A 23,274-nucleotide genomic window follows, 5' to 3' on the forward strand; every position below is an offset into this window, starting at 1 on the left:
CGCGGTCGTCGAAGCCACTGAAAACGGACGGGAGCGGTGAGCGGAGTTACTCGTCGTCCTCGGGACTGGACTCGGCGAACGAGAACATGTCGTCCCCGTTCGATTCCCCGGCCTCACCAGCGTCTTCGTCGGCCGTCGCCACGTCCTCGTCTTCGAGGTCGGTCTCGCTCCCGAAGTCGATGTCGTCGACGCCGGGCACGTCCTTGGTCTCGACCTGTTCCTCGTCGGCTTCGTCTTCGAACGCACCCTCTTCGAAGTCGAGTGCCTCGTCCAGTTGCTTGTCGATGTCCTCGGTGTCTTTCGTCTCGGCGCCCGGTCCGCCCTCGAGGGCCTCCTCCGGGACCGGGTCCGCGACGATCGGCTCCTCGTCCGTCCCGACCCCGCCCGACTCCTCGGTGGCGTCAGACCCGAGGTCCACGTCGGCGGAGTCGGCATCTGCGTCGGCCCCGACGGCGCCTTCACCACTCGCCTCCGGTTCCGGGTACGGGTCCTTGTCTGCCTCTTCGAACTCGATGTCGGGGTCGAACGCCCCGATGCTGTCGTCCTCGCCGTCTGAGCCCGCTTCTTCGGTCGTGGACCCGTCGTCGCCTGGCTCGATGTCGTCCTCGTCGACGAGTTCGAAGCCACCGGCGTCCATCGGGTCGTAGTCGTCGTCCGCCGCACCGGCGTCGGCCGTCGGCGTCGCGTCGTCGAACGTCGCCGGCGTCCCGAGACTACCGACCCCGCCGTCCTCCTCGCCAGCGTCGGGCGTCGGTTCTGCGTCGGTCGAGCCGCCCATTCCGAAGGAGGTGCCGCCGGAGAGTTCCTCGACGGCCTCTGCAGCCTCGTCAGCGTCGACTGCGGGCGAGTCGTCGTACCCCGTCCCAGACGTCTCGACGTCGGCGAAGAGGTCCGCATCCTCGCCCAGACCCCCGTCGACGTCCACGTCGGTGTCGAAGCGGTCGAGCGCCTCGCTCAGGCGGGACGCCTGGTTCGCGAGGTCGCTCGCGCTCTTGCTGACCTCGGTGAGTGCGGTCGTCTGTTCCTCGGCGGCGGCGGCGACCGTCTCGGCCTCGCTCGTGGTCGTCTCGGAGATGTCCGCCGCGTCGTCGACCATGGCGACGACCTCCTCGGTGGAGGCCGCCTGTTGCTCGGTCGCCGCCGATATCTCCTGGACGCCGTTGTTGGTCTCCTGGGCGTAGCCGGCAATCTCGTCCAGTGCGTCGACCGTGTCCTCGACGGCATCGGTCGTCCCGGATATCTGGTCGGTCGCTTCCTCGACGCCTGCGACGGTATCCTGGGTGGTCTGCTGGATGCGTTCGAGGCGACGTTCGATGTCCTCGGCCGCCTCCTTGGTATCTTCCGCGAGTTCCTTGACCTCCTGTGCGACGACGGAGAACCCTTCGCCGGACGACCCGGAGCGGGCAGCCTCGATGTTCGCGTTCAGCGCGAGCATGTTCGTCTGCTCGGCGACCTCGGAGATGAAGTCGATCAGCTCGTCGATCTGTTCCATCTCGCCGTCGAGTTCCTTGATCTGGTCGGTGACCATCCCGCTCTCGCGTTCGAGTTCGTTCATCCGTTCGATCGCGTCCTGTGCGGCCTCGCGACCCTCACGTCCCGTCTCTGCCGTCTGTTCGGCGAGGTCTGCGACCTCGTTCGAGGACGACGCGATCTCCTCGATGGTGGTCGACAGGCCGGACATCTCCTGACTGACGCGCTGGAGGCTGTCGTTCTGGCGTTCGGACCCGTCGGAAATCTCCTGGATGGACTCGGTGACCTGCTCGGAGGCGGACCGGACCTCTTCGCTGGACGCGGTGACCTCCTCCGAGGAGGTGGCGACCTCGTTCGCGAAGTTCTTGAGGCGTGCCGTAGTCTCCTCGATCTCGCCGATCATCGCGTTGAACTCGCGGGCGATGTCGGCCATCGCCTCGGAGTCGGACTCGGCGTTCATGCGCTGTGTCATGTCGCCGGCCGAGACCTGCTGCATCACGTTCCGGTACTCGCCGGCCTTTTGTTCTAGGTGCCGGTTCATCTGCTCGGCCTCGGCCCGGGCGAGTTCTGCCTCCTCGCGTGCGTCGCGTGCCTCCTGAATCTGTTCCCGGAGGGCGTCACGCATCGACGCGAACCCGTCGTACAGCCGACCGATGTTGTCGATGCGGTGCGTCTCGAAGTCCACGTTGAGCGTCCCTTCCTCCATGTGCGCGGTCTTCGTCGTCAACCGGTCGATGGACGACGCGGTGGACCGTCCGATGACGGTCCCGAACACGACGATTATCCCCATCCCGCCGATGGTCGCGTACAGGCCCCACTCGCTGACCTGCTTAACGAAGCCGTAGACGTGCTGGCTGGGCGAACTGATGGTCACCACGAGGTCCCGGTTGGGAACCTGGGCGTAACTCACGGCGTACTCGCCGCCCCTGAACTTCGACTCGATGGAGGATTCGACTGCAGTCGGCGGCTGGGCGACCGTCTCGGTGCCGGACCCGTTACTCGTGAGACCGGTGAATGAGTCGGCCCCGAAGCCGGTGCCGACGAGGGTGGAGTTGTTGGTGAACACGACCCGGCCGTCCGCGCCGAGAATCATCGTCGTCTGTCCCTCCTGGGTCGAGAGCGTGTTCCCGTAGTTCTCGACGGCGACGGCGGTGACGATGGCCTGGGACCCACTCGTCCCCTTCACCGGATAGGCGTACGCGACGACGGTACGCCCCTCGTGGTTCTCGTACACGCCGAAGTAGGAGCCGTCGTCGAGGTTGTCCGTCTCGGAGAGCGCGTCGGCCCACGTGGTGTCGATGGCGGAGAGCGAGGACCCGTTGAACGAGGAGGCCGAGGACGCACCGACGTCGTCGTTCTGCAACCGGACGTAGTGCATGTCCCGGACACCCTGTTCGAACTGGAGTGTGGTCGTCCGTTCGTTCAGGGTCGACTCGACAGCCGACCGGTCGTTGTCCCCGACCACCTCTTCGAGCTGAATGGCGGTCGTCTGCGTTATCACCATGTTCCGTTCGTCCCACGAGCGCAGGTTCCGCGCCTCCTGCTCGGCCTGGTCGGCCAGTCGGTCGTTGACGCTGTGTTCGACCTCCTCCGTGATCTGGTTGGTCGCGACGAACCCGACCGCCCCGACTGCCAGACCCATGACGAGCAAGGCGATTCCGAACTTCAACGCGTAACTTTTTCGTATAAATCTTGGTACTAACCGGCGAAGTGGGCCCAGCATATGTCCGAAACCGTGGGTACTAGGAAATAAAACGCTACCGGAGATTATCAGACGTGAAAGTCGGTGCAGGCGGCGCGAAAGCTCTTCTATCTTTAAATTAGTGGCCGTCAGTCGCTTCGATAAATAGTGGTTGCGATACCTGTCTGGAGGCGAGAGCGACGTGACAACATACAAGCGGGTGACCGACGTACCCGAACTCGATGGGTCCGGACGAGCTGCAGTCCTACGTCGACGACGCACGAGCGACGATAGCCGAGTCTGTCGAACTCGGTCGCAGGAACACGGAACTGAGGCTCGTCGAACCGTTCCTCGAATGCCTCGGGTGGGACGTCCGGTCGTCGGCCGTCGAGGCGGCCTACCGGGTCGCAGACGAGAAGGCGGTCATCGACTACGCGCTGCTGGTCGACGCAGAGCCGGCGATATTCGTCGACGTACTCGCGTGCGAGGAGTCGCTGAACCCCACTGCCGGCGAGGAACTCGTCTCGCTCATGGCGGCGGCGGACGTCGAGTGGGGTATCCTCACCAACGGACGAACGTTCGCGTTCGTCGCACGGCGGGCAGATGGCGAGGACGGGTTCACCTGCGAACTCGACTCCCTCCCCGACCGGGCGTCGGCACTCCAGCGGTTCACGCCCGACGGGGCGAGCGAGTACGTCCGTCAGCCCGACCGCCGTCGGGCGGCTGCACGTCGCATCCTCGAGCACCGCAAATCGCTCGAACAGGCCATCGTCGACGAACTGGAGAAGCTCGCCGACGAACCCGAGGCAGTCCCGCGGGAGGAGTTGTACGCCATCACGTCGTCGTTCGTCGGGGAACTGACGGAGACGCTCGCGACGAAGGACGCCGCAGAGTCGGCTGCACGAATCTCCGATCCGGACCCGGAAACAGCGGCTGCAAGCCCGGGCGATGGGGCGCAGACCGGGGAGGTGGAGACCCCGATCGAGTCGGACGGGGCGGGCCATCCGGCACTGGACGGCGACGGCGAGTACGTGGCCCGACTGTTCGACGGGTCGTCGACGGTCGGGGCCGTCGGCGGGTCGTCCGTCGCCGGGACGATGAAGGAGGTGGTCGACTACCTCGTCGACCAGCACCACCTCCACGCTGGCCTGTCGTTACCGTACGGGCCAGGGGACGACGACCACGCGGTCATTAACCGGGAACCGGAGCACCCGAACGGGGACCCGATGGACGAGTACGTCCGACTCGACAGCGGCCCGTTCCTCTGGACCGCCGGTGACCTGGAGGAACGTCGCGAACGCATCGAGGCGCTCGCGGAACGGGTCGGCCTTCGCGTGATGTTCCAGGCCGACTGGGCGCGGGAGTAGCCCCGACCGGTCGTTCCCGCGGTCGTCAGTACCGGTAGACGAGGGTGGTCGTCACCGAGGTTATCCCACTCGCACCGCAACGACGGGTATGAACATGCTCGTAGCGGGGGAGTGGCGTCCGGACGCGTACCGGGCCACGAACGACGAAGGCGAGTTCGAGAGACAGGAGACGGCGTTCCGGAACTGGATACGGGACGACCCGGAGGCGACGTTCCGGCCCGAGTCCGGTCGGTACCACCTCTACCAGTCCCGTGCCTGCCCGTGGGCCCACCGGACCGTCGTCGTCCGCCGGTTGCTCGGCCTCGAAGACGTAATCAGCATGGACACTGTCGACCCCTATCGCGACGAGGAAGGCTGGCAGTTCACGCCGGAGAAGGACGACTGCACGGCCGACACGGTCAACGGCAGCGACTACCTTCGGGAGGTGTACACGGCGGCGGACGACTCCTTCACCGGTCGCGTGACCGTCCCGGTACTCTGGGACCGCGAACGGGAGACGATAGTGAACAACGAGTCGGAGGAGATCGTCAAGATGTTCGCCGACGCCTTCGGCGAGTTCGCCACCGACGGTGTGGATCTCTATCCCGATGGACGCCGCGACGAGGTAGACGAGGTCATCGACGCCATCTACGACCCGATCAACGACGGGGTCTATCGGGCCGGGTTCGCCGACGCCCAGTCGGCCCACGAGTCGGCCGTGGCCGAACTCTTCGACGCCCTCGACCACTGGGACGACGTGCTGGCCGAACAGCGGTTCCTCGTCGGGGAGGAACTGACGCTGGCGGACGTCTGCCTGTTCACGACGCTCGTCCGGTTCGACGAGGTGTACCACACCCACTTCAAGTGCAACGTCCGGCGGGTCACCGACTATCCCAACCTCTGGGGCCACACCCGGGAACTGTACCAGCTACCCGGCGTCGCCGAGACGGTGAACGTGGACCACATCAAGGAGCACTACTACACCACCCACACGGACCTCAACCCGAAACGCCTGGTCCCGACCGGACCCGCCCCGGACTTCGAGGCCCCCCACGACCGGGACGAACTCCCTGGCGGCCCACCGGCAGAACTGACCCGGAGATGACTCCACGGCCGCCGACGGTTCCGTAGTCGGCCGACGGCCGTGCTTCGATCCGGCAGGCGACAGCGACGGGCGGACTCTCGCGGTTCGGAACCGGCGGGCTATCGAGCAGGGTACGTATCACGGGCCCGGGCCGAACCGGAACCACATTTATACCTACTGGCCGGGGTGCTTGGTACCCCGTTACGTCCTGCGATTGTCCGAGTAACGGCTTGGAAACAACCAGCTAACGACTATGAATTTAATAGTTCACCCTCCGGTACATTTATGCGACGTGCGTAACTGGTATCGACCGGTCAACTGGTACGATATCATGTTCTCGATACCCCCCGGGTTTGGTCACCCGGAGCAACGCGGAGCCTCGGCCATCGTCGGACTGGTGCTGCTGTTCGGGATGGTGATCGTCGGGGCCGGACTGATTCTCGTGGCGAGCATGGCTGTCACGGATTCGGTCCAGCAGCAGAGTCAGATGAACAGCGCAGAGTTGTCCCTCGAAGAGGCGAGCGTCGAGCTTCGGACCCTGTCCCTCCGAGAGACGGACGACGTCACCTCGTTCGGCCTGACCGGGAAGGACGACGTCAGCATCGAACAGAACGGGCGGTTACGGTTCGAGCTGAACGGGCACTCGGCGTGTCGGGCGACGATGCCGCTCGGGTCCATCGTCTATCGGAACGACGACGGCGAGTCGGTCGCCTATCAGGCCGGCGGCGTCTGGCGAGAGAGCGAGTCCGGCACCACCGTCGTCTCCTCGCCCGACCTCACCTATCGGACTACCACCATCGACGACCGGACGATCAGGACCATCGACTTCCCTGTCGTCAACGTTCGAGGGTCCATCGATTCGGGGTCGAACGAGGTGACCGCCCGGCGCGTAGGCGACGGCGAGTCCTTCGAGCGGGACCTCTGCCTCCCGGTCTCGGAGAACGATACAATCGACCGCGTCCGGACGATGACTATCACGGTCGAGAACAGCACCTACTACGAGGCGTGGGAACGGTACCTCGACGACGAGTTCGGAGAGGCCGTCATCGCAAAGCGCGTCGACGACTCGGCCGACACGCTCTCGTACACGGTCCCCCTCGGACAGGGGCTCTCGCCGGACGAGTTCACCATCCAGAACGCACAGCTACTCGGTGGCTTCTACGCCGGTTCGTCCTCTGGCGAGGTACACCTCAAGCAGAACGGCCTCGTCGACAGCTACGACGGAAGCGAGGGCCCGTACGACACCCAGCCCGAGAACTGGGGCGAGGGGGACCTCTTCACGAACGGCGAGGTGAACGTCACGACGAGTACGGTCAACGGAACGGTCTACTCGGGGAGTGGCGTCGACCTCAACGGGAACTACCTGGTGACCGGCGACGTGTACTTCAACGACACCGCCGGGCCGGGATTGGACCAGGACGGAGGCGGGGAGATACGGGGCGAGACTGACGACGGGACCTACATCCCTGCACTGCCCTCCGTCGACGCCCAGGTCGAAGCCATCCTCGATACCACCGCGGGTGCGAATCACAACAACGGGACGAACCTGATTCAGAACGACGAACTCGGCCTCTCGACCGGCGAGACGGGGACCCTGGAAAGCGGTGTCTACCACCTCGACTCGCTGGACGTCCCCGAGGATAGCACCCTCGTTCTCGAGACGAGCGGTGGGGAGGACGGGGACGTCGTCCTCGCGGTCGAAGGCAACGTCGCCGTCCAGCAGGGTGGCGAGATAAGGGTCGAGGGCGACGGCCAGGTCAGGACCGTCGTCGGTGGCGAGTCCGGACAGCAGTTGTCCCTCGACGACGCGAACGTCGGCGTCTGGAACGGCAGCCAGTACACGAACCGGTCGAACGGCTTCTGGTTCTACTGCAAGTCCGGCTGTGACGGGTCCATCCTCGACGGCAGCGAGTTCACCGGCGTCGTCTACGGCCCGGGCGACGGCGGCGGCGAGTTCGGTATCGGACGGGACGCTGAGGTGTTCGGCGCACTCGCGGTCGACCGGATCGACACGACCGCCGGGAACAACGGCGTCGGGAACACGCTCGCCGAACTCCACTTCGACACCAGCGTCCAGAACGCCCAGTACGACCGGGACGGCGACGGTGTTCCGGACGAAGAGGAGGACGACACCGACGGTGGTGTGCCCCCGGAGTACGACGACTGTCCGGAGAGCGATGCGACCGGCGTCAACGGCTGTCTCCCCGTCACCGAGGACGAGGACAGGAACGCGCTCGTGGTGAACCAGTCCCACGCCCGCCTGACGGTCGTCGGTTCGATGGTCGCCGACGTTCGGACCCGAACTCAGCAGGTCGGCGAACGGGCACCGCTTGACGTGGTGTTCGTCATCGACGACTCCGGGTCGATGGCGTACGACGACTACCTGGGCTACCAGGAAACCGCATGGATCGGAGGCGACGAGGTCTGGAACGGCGAAGTCTGGGAAATGCACGACGAGGAGACCGGCGAACAGCAGTGGTTCACTGCTGGAGAGGAGTTCGACAGAGGGAAGTGGGACTACTTTTACCGATTCTCTCCGGGCAACGACCCCGACGGGCAGCGCGAACTCGCCATGCAGCAGTTCGTCGGCTTCCTGAACGCCTCGAACGGCGACCGGGTCGGTGTCGTCGAGTTCGCCGACGACGACGCGCAGGTCGAACACGGAATCGAGAACGGCCAGCGCTTCGACGCCGCCAACGGCAGCCTCGACATGCACTCGAACGGCGGGACGCCGCTTCGAGAGGCGATTCAAAGTGGTGCAGAGGAGTTACAGGACGGTGACAACGACGAGAAGGTGATGGTGCTCCTGACCGACGGGCAGCCGAGTTACTCGAACGACCACCAGGTGGTGGACGCTGCGAGGAACGTCGACGACGGCGTCACGATACAGACCGTCGGTCTCGGCGGCGGGACCGACGTCGGCCTGCTGGAGGACGTCGCAGCCGCCACCGGCGGCAACTACACGCAGGTCGACGATTCGGACCAGCTCGACGAGACGTTCCGCCAGATCGCGGGGAACGTGACCGAGCAGCAGTACAACGTCGTCGAGTACAAGGACACGGTCGTCGAGGTCAGCGTCAACGACGTGCCGGTGACGCTGTCGGGCAACGCGAACGACCCCGACCGGACGTCGCGTCCGTCGCAGGTCGTCGACATCGCGGACCTCAACGGCGTCGACGAGGAGCAGGTCGACCAGTACGTCGGCACCCTGCTGTCGGCCCGGGCGACGACGTACGCGTGCGACGGCGTCCAGGCGACCGGCGAGACGATGACGAACGACGGAACCGAGTACGAGGCGGTGACCTGTAACGGGACCGCCGGCGAGTTCGACGACGTGACCAACGACAGCGCGTCCAGTCACGAGATATTCGTCGACGGCGAGTCCGTACCCGGTGCGTCCGAGTTCGAGGCAGGCTGGTTCAAGGACGAGACCTTCCTGGGCGTCCTCGAGGACTACGAAAGCGACACCGGGAGAGAACTCGTCGACGACGCCGGCGACGAGTTCACGCTCGGGGAGAACGACGCGGTCATCGTGGTCAGGACGAACAGTTCGAACGGTGACACCGACTACGTCGTGGTTCACTTCCAGGCCTGGAACAGTGGGCCGTGGGAGGTGAACGACAGCGACGGCGGCGGTCAGGTCGTCGGCGACGGCTCCTACGACCCGGACGTAACAGAGGACAACAGCTACGTGATAGACATCGACCAGAGCGATGTCGAGGTGGGCAACGAGTCGGCACGCCTGGTCCCGGTCGGCGGTGACCCGCAGGTCGTGTCGGCGTCGCTCGTCACGCCGGTCGACTCTGGGTCCGGGGGCCAGGCAATCGCGACGGAACCCTGGGCTCGGGGAACGGTTCGCGCTCGACCCTCGGTCTGACCGTCCGGACGACATCGACGAGCAACCAACTCCTTTTTACCTGCCCCCGAGGCAGGAGGAAGTATGACTCTCAGCGACCGCGTGAGCGGACTGCTGGAACTCACGCGCCCGGTCAACGCGCTCGTCGCTGGCGTGTTGACGTTCATCGGGGCGTTCGTCGCCGTCGGGGTGGCCGTCTTCGACGCCGACCCCGGTCTCCAGGCGGGGGCGGCGGTCGCCGCCACGGTGTTCGCGGCGGGCGGTGGGAACGCCATCAACGACTACTTCGACCGCGACGTCGACCGCATCAACGACCCCGACCGGGCGATTCCACGAGGGGCGGTGAGTCCCCGGGGTGCGCTCGCGTTCAGCATCGTCCTCTTCCTCGCCGCGGGTGCGACGGCGCTCGTGCTTCCAGCCCTCGCCCTCGGCATCGCCCTGTTCAACCTGCTCGCACTCCTCGTCTACACGCAGTTCTTCAAGGGGACGCCGGGGTTTGGGAACCTCCTCGTGGCCTACCTCGGCGGGAGCACGTTCCTGTTCGGCGGGGCCGCCGTGGGCAACGTCGAGGCGTCGGTGACGCTGTTCGCGCTCGCGGCGCTCTCGACCGTCAGCAGGGAGATAATCAAGGACGTAGAGGACGTCGACGGCGACCGGGAGGAGGGACTCCGGACGCTCCCGGTGGTCATCGGCGACCGACGCGCGCTCGCCGTCGCCGCGGGTGCGCTCGTGCTCGCCGTCCTCGCCAGCCCGGTCCCCTACTTCGTCGGGACGTTCGGCGTCGTCTACCTCGTCGCCGTCGTTCCCGCCGACGTGGTCATGCTCCACGCGGCCTACGTGGGGTTCGAGGACGCGACGGCGAGCCAGTCGACCCTGAAGTACGGGATGTTCCTGGCGGCGGCGGCGTTCATCGTCGGGCGTGCTGCCATCGTCCTCGGCGTCTGAGCGCCAACCGCAAGAATCGCGGGGGTCGCAGTAATCAAAAGTGATATACCCGGGTTGCCGCATCGTTCTACCACACGAGCGAATGAGTGGCGACAGTACCAGATTCCCGTTCGGAGTTTCGGTGACGAGGCCACCAGATGTACGAACTCACTGACGTGCTTCCGGACGCGGAACTCGCCCCCGGGACGAACGTGCTGATAGCCGGGGGCTCGCTGTCGGCGAACCGACGGGTCGCACTCGACTTCCTGGCCAGCGGCGCCGAACGGGGCGAGGGGTCGATAGTGGTGACGGCCGAGGACAGCGCCGAGAAGATGCTCGACGAGTTCTCTACGCGACTCGACGGCGTGGACCCGGTCGACGTCGGCGTCGTCGACTGCGTCAGCAGCAACCGCGGCGTCGGCGAGGTCACTGACGACGCTCACGTCAAGTACGCCTCGTCGCCGGTCGACGTGACCGACATCGGCGTCACGCTCTCGGAGTTCCTCGAGGAGTTCTCCGAGGGTCGCGGACACGAGAGGAACCGGGTCCTGCTCCACTCGGTGTCGACGCTCCTCCTGTACTCCGACCTCCAGACAGTGTTCCGGTTCCTGCACGTGTTCACCGGCCGCGTGCAGTCGGCAGACGGCCTCGGCGTCTACGTCATCGACTCGACGGCACACGACGAACAGACGCTGAACACGCTGCGACAGTTGTTCGACGCCGTCGTCGAGGTCACCGAGACGGAGGGCGACGGACCGAAACTGGACACGACCGGAATCTCGACCCGGTGACGCCCACACGTCCATCGGGGACTGTACGCGTGCCACATCGACGGGGTAGCCTTTTCGCGCTGGCTTCCGTGCGTCCAGATATGCCAGTCGAAACTGACGACGAACTCCGCGAGATCCTCGACTTCGACACCATCGCAGTCGTCGGTTGCTCGACCACGCCCGGGAAGGCGGCCCACGAGATCCCGAAGTACCTCCAGAACCACGGGTACGAGGTCGTCCCCGTCAACCCGTTCGCGGACGAGGTACTCGGCGCCCCGTCCTACGACACGCTCGGGGACGTCGACGTGGAGGTCGACGTCGTCAACGTGTTCAGACCCTCCGACGAGGTCGACGGAATCGTCGACGCCGCCATGGAACGCGACGACGTGAAGGTGGTCTGGACGCAACTCGGCATCCGCGACGACGAGGCGGCGGCGAGAGCCGAGGCCGCGGGGCTACGGGTCGTCCAGAACAAGTGCATCAAAGTCGAACACGCCCGCCTCTTCGGCTGACTCAGCCCTCCCACTCCTCGAACGAGCGATAGATGCCCTTCGAGAGGTAGCGCTCGGAGGAGTCGGGGAACACGGTGACGACGGAGTCGTACGGTGCGTCTATCTCGCCGGTCGCGATCCGTTCCGCGACGCCACAGGCCGCGATGCTGGCCGCGGCGGCAGACGAGGCGACCAGTTGGCTCTCCTCGGCCGCGAGCCTGCTCACCTCGGCGTGGGCGGCCCTGTCGGCGACCTGGACGACGTCGTCGACGAGCGAGGGGTCGAACAACTCGTTGGTGTCGATGTCGTGGGTGCCGATGCCCTCTATCTTGTACTCGGCCTCGACCGGGTGTGCGCCCGTGAACTCGCTGTAGAGCGACCCCTCGGGTTCGACGGCGGCGACGTAGGTGTCGGGGTCGCGCTCGCGGAGGTACTTCGCGATGCCCATGAGCGTCCCGGCGGTGCCACAGCCGGCGACGACGCCACCGACCTGGCCGTCGAGGGCGTCGTATATCTCCGGGGCGGTCGTCTCGTAGTGCGCCTCGGTGTTGAGCGGGTTCGAGAACTGCTGTGGGACGACGGCGTCGTCGAGTTCGTCCGCCAGTTCGTGCGCCCGTTCGATGGCTCCGCCCATCCCGTCCTCCGTCGGCGTGTTGATGACCTCCGCGCCCAGCGCTCGCATCAACTGCTGTTTCTCGACGGAGAACCGTTCGGGGACCACGAACACGGCCTCGACGCCGAGTTGCCCGGCGGCGACCGCGAACCCGATGCCCGTGTTACCCGCCGTCGGTTCGATGACGGTGCCGCCGGGCGAGAGGTCGCCCCGGTCGAGCATCACTTCGAGCATGTACTTCCCGATGCGGTCTTTCACGCTCGCACCGGGGTTGAACGACTCCAGTTTCGCGTACACCGGCACCTCGTCGGGAGCCGCCTGTACCTCGACCAGTGGCGTCCGTCCGACGGTGTCGAGGACCGACTCCAGCGGCCGTTCGTGCGTCGTCATTGCCGGGCAATTGTTGCCGCCTCCCGATAGGTGTTGCCACTCGTCGTCGCCAGACGGCCGGGGGGTCGGACGGTCACTCGTTCGTCGCCGCCGGAGTGTCGTCCTCTTCGTCGGCGTCCGTCGTCGAGTCGACGTCCTCGACGTCGGTCTCGCTCGCGTCGTGGGTCTCGCCCGCGTCGGCGGCCGAGTCGGCGGCGTCTTCCGCGTCGACGATGGTGCTCTCGGCGATGAGCCTGTCGGGGTCGAGGCCCGCGTCCTCGGCGAGCGCTTCGAGGACGACCCGCTGTTCCTCCAGTTCGCGTTCCACGTCGATGACGCGGTCGCTCGTCGCCTCGATGTCGTCCTCGATTCTGGAGAGTCGTTCGCGGACGTCCATCAGTTGTGCGTACAGCTGTTCCGCGCGGTCGGCGAGCGTCTGTATCGTCTTCGCTGTCGAACCGAGTCCCATGTGCGCCCATGTGGGCCCCGTGGTGTTGTGCGTTCCGCCTCGCGCCCTTCGTCGGGCTTAAGCGACAGCGTCGAAGAGTAGGGGTATGGTCGACGTCCGAACGCCGCCCACAGTCGGTATCGCCGCCGCGCTCGCGTTCGTCGCCGCCGTGCTCGTGCCGTACGTCGCGCTGTCGTCGGCGGCCGTACAGGCGCTCGCGACGTACTACGGATTCGGGCTGGTTGGGCCGCCCTACCTGACCCTGTTCGCCCTCGTCGCGGTGATCGTCCTCGCGGCCGGGCGGGCGGGGCGCACCGAACCGGACCTCGCCGCCGGCGTCGCAGTCGTACTGGGGGCGGTCCTCGCGTTGCTCACGTTGCTCTGGGCCACGGCCGTCGACGGTGGGGTCGTCTCGAGCATGGGGACGGAGTCCTGGCTGGCCTATCATCGCTGGGTCGTGACCGCCGTCGCGCTGGTGCTCGTGGGTGCGAGCGTCTGGTACGCGGACGTACTCGGCGTTCTCCGCGCCTGAGACCGACGCCGCCTTTCGGTTTCCGAGTCGAAAAGTCCTTAAGAGCCAAGCGGGTACGAAGGAGTGGACTAGGTCGGGCAGTTAGGCCCTGCTCACAACCCGCAGTATGGTCTTCAGCGGGGACCGAAGCCCGAGGGCGTCCGGTCAGACGCGACCGGGCCCCGGGAGCCGACAGAGAAGCCTCGTCCGTCGGGGACGGCGGTCGACGGGCGTCGCCCGCAGGGGCGGCCGCCTGTCGTCAATCGACGGCATCGGGTCAGGCACGGAAGTGAGCAGCCCACCGTCGGACACCCGTCGCTCGATGGGTCGCGGGGTGGAGGAGGCCACCGGGATTCCCCGGCCGCGAACGCCGGGCAATCTCGGGGTCCACATTCATATCGCATCAGAACCAGAGAGCCGCTGGTACGGTCGAGTCGGCAGCGAGGGAATCCGGTCGGCGACTCAGTCGTCGGCCTCGGCGACCGCCGAGAGTTGACCGACGTCGAGTGCACCTCCGATGGTGCGGTTCGGATAGGGGATGTCGATTCCCGCCTCGTCGAACCGTTCCTTGACCGCCTGGACGTACTCGGCGCGGGTCTTCACGAAGTCAGAGCGCGCCGGGTCAGCGATCCAGATGCGCGAGGTCAACCCGACCGAGGAGTCACCGAGTTCGGTCAACCGGACCGTCGGTTCCGGGTCGTCGAGGACGTCCGGGTGGCGCTGGGCCTCCTCGACGATGATGTCGGTCGCCTCGTCGATGTCGTCGTCGTAGCCGATGCCGAAGAGGAACTGCAGTCGCAGGGTGTCCTTGGCGACCGGGTTCTTGATGACGCTATTGGCCAACTGGGAGTTCGGGACCGTCAGCAGTTCGTTGTCGAACGTACGTACCCGCGTCACGCGGAGGCTGATGTCCTCGACGATACCCGCGTGACCGTCCCACTCGATCCAGTCGCCGATCCGGAAGGGCCTGTCGGTGAAGATGAACACGCCGGCCACGAAGTTGCCGATTACGTCCTGCATGGCGAACCCGATGGCGAGCGTCGCGGCCGCGCCGATGGTCGCGAGCGCCGTCAGGAAGTTGCCGAACTCGGCGAAGCCGAAGGCGACGCCGACGGCGACGAAGAAGACGATGAAGTGCAACAGCTTCCGGATGGGAAGCTTCGCGTGGCGGTCGAGCCCCCGTCGGTCCATCACGCGGTCGGCGAGCGGGATGACGACGATTCGACCGAGGAAGTAGACGACCAGCAGCGCGACGACGAACTTCGCCACCTGCGAAACCAGACCCGTAAAGTCCGGGGGGATACCGAGGTCGATGAGCCACTCCTCGATGCCCGATGGTTCACCCTGGAGGACGACCAGTGGCCCGTACATCAGTGATAGACTGCGGTGTTCCCCCGCGTCTCGACCAGTTCTGCGTCGACGCGGTCGGCGAGTTCTTCGGCGAGGACCTCCGTCGAGGTGCCGCCACGGGCCGCACGGAGGAACTTCACCTTCACGAGTTCGTTCGACCCCAGCTGGTCGGCGAGTTCCGACGCGACGGCTTCGACGCCGCCTTTCCCGACCCATACGGTCACGTCCAGGTCGTGTGCCTGCTTTCGAAGGTCCTCTCGGTTCATACGTACCCGCGATTGTCACCGCAGTCGTTTCAATGTTCCTCCAAACGACGGCGAAACCGGGGGCTTCGGCACCCAAGACTCGTTACCGGTACGGGTACCGTGCCTGCGCGCCGCAGTCGCACGTGACGACGACGTGGCCGTCCTGCAACCGGACGCGGGCGTTCTTCCCGGGGACGAGGTAGGCGTCGCAGGCGTCGCAGGTGAACCGCTTGAACCGACGGGGGAGCGGGAGCCGGTTTCGCTCGGCGATGCGTCTCGCGAGCCGGACGTAGTGCCGGGCGCGGTCGTCGTCGCCGGCCCTGGCCGCCTCGCGGGCGAGTTCGTCGAGTCGGTCGATGCGTTCAGCCGCGACGCTCATCTGGCGGGAGTTACCGGCGGACCGGCAAAGGGCTACCGTTCGTCGCCGCACAGAGTCGAAACCTATTTTCTGTCGTCGCGTCTCCGACGGGACAGTGCGAGTCCTGAACCACCTCGAACTGGAATCCCAGCTGGAGCGAAGCGGAATGGGGACGGCGGCCGACCAGCAACGCGAGGCACTGGCCCGGGCTGCCCCCGACGTGGACGTGCTCACGTCGCCGTGGACCGACGGGTCGTTTCCCGACGCCGCGTTCGCCTCGCTGACGTCCGGAGCGAGCCTGTTCGCCGACTACGACCTCGCGCACCTGAACATGGCCGGGCCGGTGTCGCTCGCCGTCGCCCGCCACGCGAAGCGCAACGACGTGCCGCTGGTGCTCCACACCCACGTCACGAGGGAGGACTTCCGCGACTCCTTCCGGTTCTCGAACGCCGTCGCGCCCGCCCTCGGCGTCTACCTCAAGCACTTCTACTCGCAGGCCGACCTCGTGCTCTGTCCCTCGGAGTACACCAGGGGCGTCCTCGAGTCGTACCCGGTCGACGCACCCATCAAGCCCATCTCGAACGGACTCGACCTGACGCCGCTCGAGGGGTTCGAACGGTTCCGCGACGACGCTCGCGAAGAGTACGACCTCGACGGGACGGTCGTGTTCGCAGTCGGCAACGTGTTCGAGCGCAAGGGACTCACGACGTTCTGCGAACTCGCACAGGCCACCGACTACGACTTCGCCTGGTTCGGGACGTACGAGGAGGGACCGACCGCCTCGAAGACCGTTCGGCGGTGGACCCGGAACCCGCCGGAGAACGTCACCTTCACCGGGTGGGTCGACGACAAGCGGATGGCCTACGGTGCCGGCGACGTCTTCTGCTTCCCTGCGAAGGTCGAGAACCAGGGCCTCGTCGTGCTGGAGGCCATGGCCTGCGGGAAGGCCTGCGTCCTCCGTGACATCCCCGTCTTCCGGGAGTACTTCGAAGACGGCCACGACTGCCTCATCTGTGACTCCTTCGACGAGTTCGAGGACGCCATCGAACGCCTCGCGTCCGACCCCGACCTGCGCGAACGCCTCGGCGAGAACGCCCGCGAGACGGCCGAGGAACACAGTCTCGACGCCATCGGTGCCGAACTGGCGGCGACCTACCGGGCGCTGGTCGACGGCGACGGAAGTCACTCATTTTAAGTCCGTAACGAGCAATCGACCGATAATGAATCGACAGGTTGCCGCGTTTACCGACACCTATCTTCCGACGGTAAACGGCGTAACCTACACCATCAAATCCTGGCGCGACCGCTGGAACCGCAACGGCGGGTGGATGGACGTGGTGTACCCGGCGTCGGACGAGCACGCCCCCGAGGCCAGCGAGCACCCGGTCCGGTCCGTCGCGTTCCCGTTCTACGAGGGCTTTCGCATCGGCGCGCCACAGATTCCCCGCGAGGTCCAGTCGGCCGACATCATCCACGCACACACCGCGTTCGGCCTCGGCCTCGCCAGCCTCCGCCTCGCCCGGTCACGGGACACGCCGCTGGTCGCCTCGTACCACACGCCCTCGGCCGAGTACGCGGAGTACGTCTCCCCATCGAAGCGACTCGCCTTCGGTATCCAGCGCCTCAGCAAGCACTACGAGCGCTGGTTCTACAACCAGGCCGACGTGGTAATCACGCCGTCGGAACCGACCAGACAGCACCTGGTCGACGAGGTCGGCGTGAGCACGCCCGTCCGCGTCGTCTCGAACGGCATCGACGTCGAGCAGTTCAGGCCGGTGGACGCGTCGGCGTTCCGCGAGCGCCACGACCTCCACGGGACCCTCGTCGGCTACACCGGACGCCACGGCTACGAGAAGCGACTGCGAGACGTCGTGGACGCCGCCGAGGGACTGGACGTCACCGTCGTCTTCGGCGGCGACGGTCCTGCCCGGGACGACCTGGCGGACCACGCCCGGGCGTCGGACGCCGACGTGCGCTTCCTCGGGTTCCTCGACCGCGAGGAACTGCCCGCCTTCTACTCCGCGCTCGACGTGTTCGCCTTCCCGTCACCCGTCGAGACGCAGGGACTCGTCGCGCTGGAGGCCAACGCCTGTGGCACGCCAGTCGTCGGCGTCGACGCCGGTGCCCTCGCCGAGACCGTGGACGATGGCGTCACGGGATATCACTTCGACCGGGGCGACGTGGACGGGTTCCGGGCATCGATAGAGCGCGCACTCGAGGAACGTGACCGACTCTCCGAGAACTGTCTCGACCGGCGCGACAGGGTCAGCATCGACCACGCCATCGACCGCCTCGAGTCGGTCTACGACGATGTATCGTAACTCGTCGGGTCGAACGAGTAGCGCTTCCTGAGGCCGTCGGAGACGACAGCCACCACGCCGAGGACGGCCAGCGACGCGACGACGAGGCCGGTGGTCTCTACTGCCGGGTCGGTCGCCACCACACGGAGCACCACTCCGGCCAGGAAGACCGGGACGAACGAGAGCAACGCCTTCGTGTGTGACTCCGGGAGTTCTCTCGCCAGCACGTACAGTGCGACGGCAGAGAGCGACATTCGTCTCTCGGTAGTAGACTCACCCATCAAAAAAGTGTCGGGTTCGAACGTCCGGGGACCGTCAGTCGTCTTCCAGGGCGTCCGCGATACGCTTCAGCGCACGCGTCTGGTCGCGCATCTCGTCGCGCAGCTGGCGGACCTCGCGGACGAGTTCCTCGTTGTCGCTGCCGCCGCGGTCGGGGCCGCCCATGCCGCCGGGGGCGCCACCGCCGCCCATCATGCCACCCATCATCTGGGCGAACGGGTTCCCGCCGCCGCCTCCCATGCCGCCGGGGGCGCCACCGCCGCCCATCATCTCTTCCATTCGTTCGCGGCGGTCCTCGTCGGACTCCTCCTCGCGTCGTTCCCTGATCTCCTCGACTCGCTCCCGGAACGATTTCTCCTCCTCGTCCTCCTCCGGTGCGTCTTCTGCGGTATCTTCGTCGTTTGCCATACCTCCGCTTCTGCCTCCGGCCCGAAAAGGGTTTTTCTCCCGGGGGCACAGGACGTCGTCGCGTGCTCGCCCGTTCGACGCCGACCGCCGGCTACGAGAACGACCCCAGACTCGACTGGACGCGCCGGTCGCTCGTCTCCCGCGTCACGCCGTAGCCGACGAGGTCGCGGACGTCGACAGCGTAGGTCGTCCCGCCGGTCGCAACGACCAGAATCCGGCCTTTCGTACCCACGACCGTTCCGGTGAGGATGGGTTCGGCGACCGGCCTGACGTCGAGGTCCAGGCCGTAGTCGAAGTCGAAGGTCTCGATGACGTCGAATTCGTCGAGGAGGCCCTGCCACGCGCGTTCGTCGACGGTATCGGCCAGGCCCGCTATCTTCGTCGGCACGCGCACGCGGTCGGTGACCAGGTCGGTGTAGCCCGCCTCGAGTTCGCGGGCGATGCGCCCGTTGGAGACGGTGTGGACGTGGGCGGCCCTGTCTGCCCCCTGTTCGCGGAGGCGGGTCTCCAGTCGCCAGGCCTTCGTGACCCCGACCTTGAACGCGTCCGGGGCGAACGCCGCCAGGTAGACCGCGTGTTCCTCGAAGCAGTCCATCTCCGGCTTGAGACAGGTACCGGTACAGCGGGCACACACCCACGTACTGGCGTGCTGGTCGCAGTAGGGGGTCTGCTCGCGGTCGCAGGCGACGTGGTCTCCGTCCGCGACGGTCCCGGCGCACCAGCGGTCGCCGAGCGAGAACGAGAGGTCGGCACCCGGCGTCAACGTCTCGCGGGTAACCGAACCGTCGCTAGCCAGTACCAGCGCCGCGTCGCGCCCGGGCCGCTCCGTCTCGTAACCGACGACTTGCACGGGAACGTCTAGCGCCGTTCGGGCTAAAGTCGTGTCGTTCGCCCCCCGAATAATCGGTTTTGGATTATACTGTAGTTCGTTTATCGTAACTGCTTTCTACGTCTGCTCGGCACCTGAACCTGTGACTCTACCAACCGCTTCGAACTGGAGGTGGCGCCCGTGAACGGTGACAGGGCCGCCGACGCCATCGTCTCGCGGAGTAAACTCGTGATTCTCGTGTTGCTCGTCGCCACGGCCGTCGTCGGCAGCGCCGCCGGCGACGTGGAGATGACGTCCTCGACCGGCGACTTCCAGACGGAGACGACCGCCGCCGAGAAACTCGACTACGTCTCGGCGAACTTCAGCACGAGCGACGCGAACCTGACGACCGTCCAGGTGGTCGTCCGGGGGGAGAACGTCCTCACGAAGGAGTCGCTCGTCCGGATCATCGAGTTCCAGCGAACGCTCGCCACGAACGAGACGGTCGCCGCGACCATCGCGGACGAACCGGGGACCGTCAGCGTCGCCAACGCAGTCGCCATCGCGGCGGTCCAGCGAGAGCGAGCACGGGCGGGAAGCCCCGGTGGACCGCCGCCGGACCGCAGCGCCCAGGTCGACGCGCTCCAGTCACTGTCCGAGGACGAGGTCGAGTCGCTCGTCCAGCAGGTACTCGCCCCCGACACCGACGCTGGCGACGGTCAGGACCCGCTCACGCTCATGCCGACCGACTACGAACCCGGGTCGACGAGTGCGAACGCCACCGTCGTCGTCGCCTTCCAGCGTGCAGACGGCGAGGTGACCGCGAACGAGGTCCCCGAAGACGTGCTCGACGCCCAGTTGACCATGCAGGACCTCGCCGCCGAGTCGTTCGGCGACGACGCGTTCGTCTTCGGCGTCGGCATCGTCCAGGACGAGACGGGGCGGTCCATCGGCGATAGCTTCACCATCATCGGGCCGGTCGCGCTCTTGCTCGTCGTCCTGACGCTCGTCGTCGCGTACCGCGACGTGGTCGACATCGTGCTCAGCACGCTCGGCATCGGGTTCGTCCTCGTCTGGATGCAGGGATTCATGGGCTGGGTCGGAATCGAGTTCAACACCATCCTCATGGCCGTGCCCATCCTGCTCATCGGCCTGGCCATCGACTACGCCATCCACGTGTTCATGCGCCACCGGGAGATCCGCGACGGCGACGACGACCCCGGCGTCCGAGACGCGATGCGGGTCGCACTCGGTGGCGTCGGCGTCGCCCTCGTCTGGGTGACCGCCACGACGTCCATCGGCTTCCTCTCGAACCTCACCAGTCCCCTCCCGCCGTTGCAGGACTTCGGACTGGTCAGCGCCGCCGGCATCGTCAGCACGCTCGCCGTCTTCGGTGCGCTCGTCCCCGCCCTCAAGGTCGAGGTCGACGCCCTGCTCGAACGCCTCGGCGTCGACCGCCGGGCCACACCGTTCGGCGGCGACACCACCGGCATCGGGCGGTTGCTCGCGGTCGGGACCGCCGGGGCGAAGCGGGCACCGGCCGCCGTCATCGTCGTCGCCCTCCTGCTCAGCGCGGCCGGTGCCTACGGCGGCGCCCAGGTCGACACCAGTTTCGACCGGAGCGACTTCCTCACCGAGCAACCGCCGGCGTGGATGACCGAACTCCCCGAACCGTTCGCTCCCGGCGAGTACTCCATCCGCCAGAACGCCGCGTACCTCAACGACAACTTCCTCCAGCAGCGCAGCACCTCACAGGCCGAGTTGCTCGTCGAGGGGAACGTGACGGCCCCGGACACGTTGACCCGCGTTGCCGCCGTCCGCGACCGGGCCGCCGACAGCGCGACGGTCATCACGCTCGCGGACGGTGACCCACGTATCCTCGGGCCCCTGTCGACCATCCGGACCGTCGCCGCCCGGAACGAGACGTTCGCCCGCACCGTCGCCGACGCGGACGCCGACGGCGACGGCGTCCCAGACCGGAACCTCACCGCAGTCTACGACGGCCTGTACCGGGCGGCCCCCGACCTGGCCCACCGGGTCGTCCAGCGGACCGACGACGGCGACTACGTCGCACTCCGGATGCAGGTCGCCATCCGCGGCGGCGCGGCCGTCCCGACCGTTCGCGACGAGATGCAGGCCGCCGTCGTCCCCGCGCAGGGCGACGGCCTCACCGCGACGGCCACCGGCCAACCCGTCCTGACCGCTATCGTACAGGACGACCTGCTCGAGACCGTCGTCGTCACCCTCGCCGTCACCGTGCTGGCGGTGCTCGCCATCCTCGTCGCCGGCTACCGCCTGCTCGCCGGGTACGCGAGTCTCGGCGCGGTCACCATCGTCCCCGTCGTGCTGTCGCTCGCCTGGGTCCTCGGGGCGATGTATCTCGCGAAGATCCCGTTCAACTCACAGACCGCGCTCATCACCAGCCTCGGCATCGGACTCGGGGTCGACTACAGCATCCACATGTCCGAGCGCTTCACCGACGAACTCGACCGCCTCGGCGACGTGGAGGCGGCCCTCACCGCCACCGTCGACGGGACCGGCGGTGCCCTGCTCGGGAGTGCCGTCACCACTACGGCCGGGTTCTCGACGCTCGCACTCGCCATCGTGCCCTCGCTCCAGCGCTTCGGCATCGTCATCGGCGTCGCCATCGTCTTCGCGTTCGTCGGCGCCGTCCTCGTCCTCCCCAGCATCCTCGTACTCTGGGGTCGGGTCGTCCCGAACTGACTACGTCGACCCGACGTCCTCCCCGACCGTGACCGTCGCCCGGTCCTCGCTCTCCCACGTCACCGCCCCGTCGAGGAACCCGGCGACCCGTTCGACGAACTCCTCGTCGTCCATGCCGACGCTTCCCTCCTTCAGGTCGAGTGTCACCGCCTCGACGGACTCCAGTACGTCCTCGTCGCCGCCCATCACCGAGAGGAACTCGTCCGGTGCCAGTGGCTCCCCGGCACGCAGTCGCTCCGCGACCGAGTCCAGCGTCGCCTCCATCGATACGTCGACCTCGAACGTCACGTCCACGTCGACGGTGCTGTCGAATCCCTCGGCCGCGTAGGCCTCCTCCGCGCGCGTGACGCCGGGTTCGAGGACGTGTGCGAAGTCCATCCCGGTCTCTTTCATCCCCATGTAGGTGAACGTCGTCATCCCGATGAGTCCGTACCGGAACGTGGGGTCGTCCATCCCCTTCTCGAATATCTGGCGGCGGTCCTTGCGCTCCAGGTTCCGTATCAGCAGGTAGAAGTCGGTGATGCCCTCCGTCACCCGGTTCCTGATTCGCGCCTCCGCGTTCCGTTTCGACTGCTCGTGGTCCATCTCCCGCATGCCCAGGAGGTACTCTCGGTCCGCGCGCGAGAGCAGGCCACGCGGTCTGTCCGGGTCGAACTCCATAATCAACTTCCGATTATGCGAACGCCGGCTATAACCGTGGCGACTCGGAGGAAAGCCTATGTCGTCGCCGCCGGAACTACACTACATGTCACTTTCCGGGCACCTCGACGTCGACGAGTCGGACGACGAGATCGCGTTCGCGTTCACCGTCACCAACGACGGCACCGAGCCAGTGGACCTCCAGTTCTCGGACGCACAGACGCACGACGTGGTCGTCGTCTCCGACGGCGACACCGAGATCTGGCGCTACGGAGAGGGTCGGATGTTCGCACAGATGCTCCAGTCGGAGTCCCTCGAACCCGGGGCGTCGACGACGTACCGCTGCCGGTGGACCGACCCCGAACCGGGCAGTTACACCGCGACGGCGTTCCTCGAAGCGACCGACGTCGACTGCGACGCCAGCGCCGAGTTCTCCGTCTAACGCCGTCGCTACTCGGTTTCGAAGAGACGCGTGGAGAGTGGGGCGGGACCGACCGAAGCCACCGCTCCCCGATAACTGACTGCCGAAGTATGAATGGAGGCGGCGAATCAGCGCTCCCAGAGGCTCGCGCACTCCAGTACGTGCTGACACGCTGGCGA

At 66.7% G+C, this 23,274-nt stretch carries 21 protein-coding genes and 1 other RNA gene; 12 read left to right on the plus strand and 10 right to left on the minus strand.

Translation table 11 applies throughout. The features are described from left to right. Positions 1–46: 46 nt before the first annotated feature. On the minus strand, positions 47–3,139 hold the full coding sequence (locus ACSC1W_RS18135) for a methyl-accepting chemotaxis protein (protein WP_435349054.1): 3,093 nt from the start codon (positions 3,137–3,139) through the stop codon (positions 47–49). A 254-nt stretch (positions 3,140–3,393) separates the two neighbouring features. On the opposite strand from ACSC1W_RS18135, the gene ACSC1W_RS18140 reads away from it, so the two are divergent. From ACSC1W_RS18140 to ACSC1W_RS18165, 6 genes are all read left to right on the plus strand, one after another. Further along, entirely contained in the window at positions 3,394–4,518 is a 1,125-nt protein-coding gene (locus ACSC1W_RS18140; protein ID WP_435349055.1) for a hypothetical protein, read from the plus strand. An 88-nt stretch (positions 4,519–4,606) separates the two neighbouring features. Then, the gene (locus tag ACSC1W_RS18145; protein ID WP_435349056.1) at positions 4,607–5,602 is read left to right on the plus strand and encodes a glutathione S-transferase family protein; all 996 of its coding nucleotides are present in this window, start codon (positions 4,607–4,609) and stop codon (positions 5,600–5,602) included. Between the two features lie 310 nt (positions 5,603–5,912). Further along, positions 5,913–9,458 carry a vWA domain-containing protein gene (locus ACSC1W_RS18150; RefSeq protein WP_435349057.1) on the plus strand — a complete coding sequence of 1,182 codons (3,546 nt, stop codon included), beginning with the start codon at positions 5,913–5,915 and terminating at the stop codon, positions 9,456–9,458. A gap of 63 nt (positions 9,459–9,521) precedes the next feature. Then, positions 9,522–10,382 (plus strand): geranylgeranylglycerol-phosphate geranylgeranyltransferase, encoded by an 861-nt coding sequence (locus tag ACSC1W_RS18155; protein ID WP_435349058.1) that lies wholly within the window; start codon positions 9,522–9,524, stop codon positions 10,380–10,382. A gap of 137 nt (positions 10,383–10,519) precedes the next feature. Then, complete coding sequence (locus ACSC1W_RS18160) at positions 10,520–11,152, plus strand: RAD55 family ATPase (protein WP_435349059.1); 633 nt, start codon at positions 10,520–10,522, stop codon at positions 11,150–11,152. Positions 11,153–11,232: 80 nt separating this feature from the next. Beyond that, a complete protein-coding gene (locus ACSC1W_RS18165; RefSeq protein ID WP_435349060.1) occupies positions 11,233–11,643 on the plus strand; it encodes a CoA-binding protein in 411 nt (136 codons plus the stop codon). A gap of 1 nt (position 11,644) precedes the next feature. On the opposite strand, the gene ACSC1W_RS18170 is transcribed toward ACSC1W_RS18165, so the two are convergent. Next, positions 11,645–12,625, minus strand: a complete 981-nt coding sequence (locus tag ACSC1W_RS18170; RefSeq protein WP_435349061.1) for a PLP-dependent cysteine synthase family protein — start codon at positions 12,623–12,625, stop codon at positions 11,645–11,647. Between the two features lie 73 nt (positions 12,626–12,698). Next, the gene (locus ACSC1W_RS18175; RefSeq protein WP_435349062.1) at positions 12,699–13,073 is read right to left on the minus strand and encodes a DUF5798 family protein; all 375 of its coding nucleotides are present in this window, start codon (positions 13,071–13,073) and stop codon (positions 12,699–12,701) included. Between the two features lie 85 nt (positions 13,074–13,158). Between ACSC1W_RS18175 and ACSC1W_RS18180 the strand changes: the two genes are divergently transcribed. Then, positions 13,159–13,584 carry a DUF7548 family protein gene (locus ACSC1W_RS18180; protein WP_435349064.1) on the plus strand — a complete coding sequence of 142 codons (426 nt, stop codon included), beginning with the start codon at positions 13,159–13,161 and terminating at the stop codon, positions 13,582–13,584. 61 nt (positions 13,585–13,645) lie between these two features. After that, an RNA gene (ffs, locus tag ACSC1W_RS18185) (signal recognition particle sRNA) lies at positions 13,646–13,956 on the plus strand. Positions 13,957–14,025: 69 nt separating this feature from the next. Here the strand turns inward: ffs and ACSC1W_RS18190 are convergent. The 3 genes from ACSC1W_RS18190 to ACSC1W_RS18200 all read right to left on the minus strand — a co-directional run bounded on the left by ACSC1W_RS18190 (position 14,026) and on the right by ACSC1W_RS18200 (position 15,537). Beyond that, positions 14,026–14,934: a mechanosensitive ion channel family protein gene (locus ACSC1W_RS18190; protein ID WP_435349066.1), complete on the minus strand. Its 909-nt coding sequence runs from the start codon at positions 14,932–14,934 to the stop codon at positions 14,026–14,028. Further along, a complete protein-coding gene (locus tag ACSC1W_RS18195) occupies positions 14,934–15,179 on the minus strand; it encodes a YhbY family RNA-binding protein (protein WP_435349067.1) in 246 nt (81 codons plus the stop codon). The genes ACSC1W_RS18190 and ACSC1W_RS18195 overlap by 1 nt, the downstream gene beginning before the upstream one ends. An 82-nt stretch (positions 15,180–15,261) precedes the next feature. Then, entirely contained in the window at positions 15,262–15,537 is a 276-nt protein-coding gene (locus ACSC1W_RS18200) for a ribonuclease P protein component 4 (RefSeq protein WP_435349069.1), read from the minus strand. A 94-nt stretch (positions 15,538–15,631) separates the two neighbouring features. Here ACSC1W_RS18200 and ACSC1W_RS18205 point away from each other — a divergent pair, with 94 nt between their 5' ends. Further along, entirely contained in the window at positions 15,632–16,711 is a 1,080-nt protein-coding gene (locus tag ACSC1W_RS18205) for a glycosyltransferase family 4 protein (RefSeq protein WP_435349070.1), read from the plus strand. 25 nt (positions 16,712–16,736) lie between these two features. Next, positions 16,737–17,837, plus strand: a complete 1,101-nt coding sequence (locus tag ACSC1W_RS18210) for a glycosyltransferase (RefSeq protein WP_435349071.1) — start codon at positions 16,737–16,739, stop codon at positions 17,835–17,837. Here the strand turns inward: ACSC1W_RS18210 and ACSC1W_RS18215 are convergent. The 3 genes from ACSC1W_RS18215 to ACSC1W_RS18225 all read right to left on the minus strand — a co-directional run bounded on the left by ACSC1W_RS18215 (position 17,819) and on the right by ACSC1W_RS18225 (position 19,353). Then, the gene (locus tag ACSC1W_RS18215; RefSeq protein WP_435349072.1) at positions 17,819–18,070 is read right to left on the minus strand and encodes a hypothetical protein; all 252 of its coding nucleotides are present in this window, start codon (positions 18,068–18,070) and stop codon (positions 17,819–17,821) included. The two genes, ACSC1W_RS18210 and ACSC1W_RS18215, sit on opposite strands and share 19 nt — an antisense overlap. A gap of 61 nt (positions 18,071–18,131) precedes the next feature. Beyond that, positions 18,132–18,503 (minus strand): hypothetical protein, encoded by a 372-nt coding sequence (locus ACSC1W_RS18220; RefSeq protein WP_435349073.1) that lies wholly within the window; start codon positions 18,501–18,503, stop codon positions 18,132–18,134. Between the two features lie 91 nt (positions 18,504–18,594). Further along, entirely contained in the window at positions 18,595–19,353 is a 759-nt protein-coding gene (locus tag ACSC1W_RS18225; protein WP_435349074.1) for a DUF2797 domain-containing protein, read from the minus strand. 159 nt (positions 19,354–19,512) lie between these two features. Here ACSC1W_RS18225 and ACSC1W_RS18230 point away from each other — a divergent pair, with 159 nt between their 5' ends. Continuing rightward, a complete protein-coding gene (locus ACSC1W_RS18230) occupies positions 19,513–22,035 on the plus strand; it encodes an efflux RND transporter permease subunit (protein WP_435349076.1) in 2,523 nt (840 codons plus the stop codon). Here the strand turns inward: ACSC1W_RS18230 and ACSC1W_RS18235 are convergent, their stop codons facing one another. Next, positions 22,036–22,695, minus strand: a complete 660-nt coding sequence (locus ACSC1W_RS18235; protein ID WP_435349077.1) for a DUF8102 family protein — start codon at positions 22,693–22,695, stop codon at positions 22,036–22,038. Positions 22,696–22,780: 85 nt separating this feature from the next. On the opposite strand from ACSC1W_RS18235, the gene ACSC1W_RS18240 reads away from it, so the two are divergent. Continuing rightward, positions 22,781–23,116, plus strand: coding sequence for a BsuPI-related putative proteinase inhibitor (locus tag ACSC1W_RS18240; protein WP_435349078.1), 336 nt, complete (start codon positions 22,781–22,783; stop codon positions 23,114–23,116). The last annotated feature ends 158 nt before the right edge of the window (positions 23,117–23,274 follow it).

This window comes from Haloarchaeobius marinus, assembly GCF_051207415.1.
Taxonomy (GTDB): Archaea; Halobacteriota; Halobacteria; order Halobacteriales; family Natrialbaceae; genus Haloarchaeobius.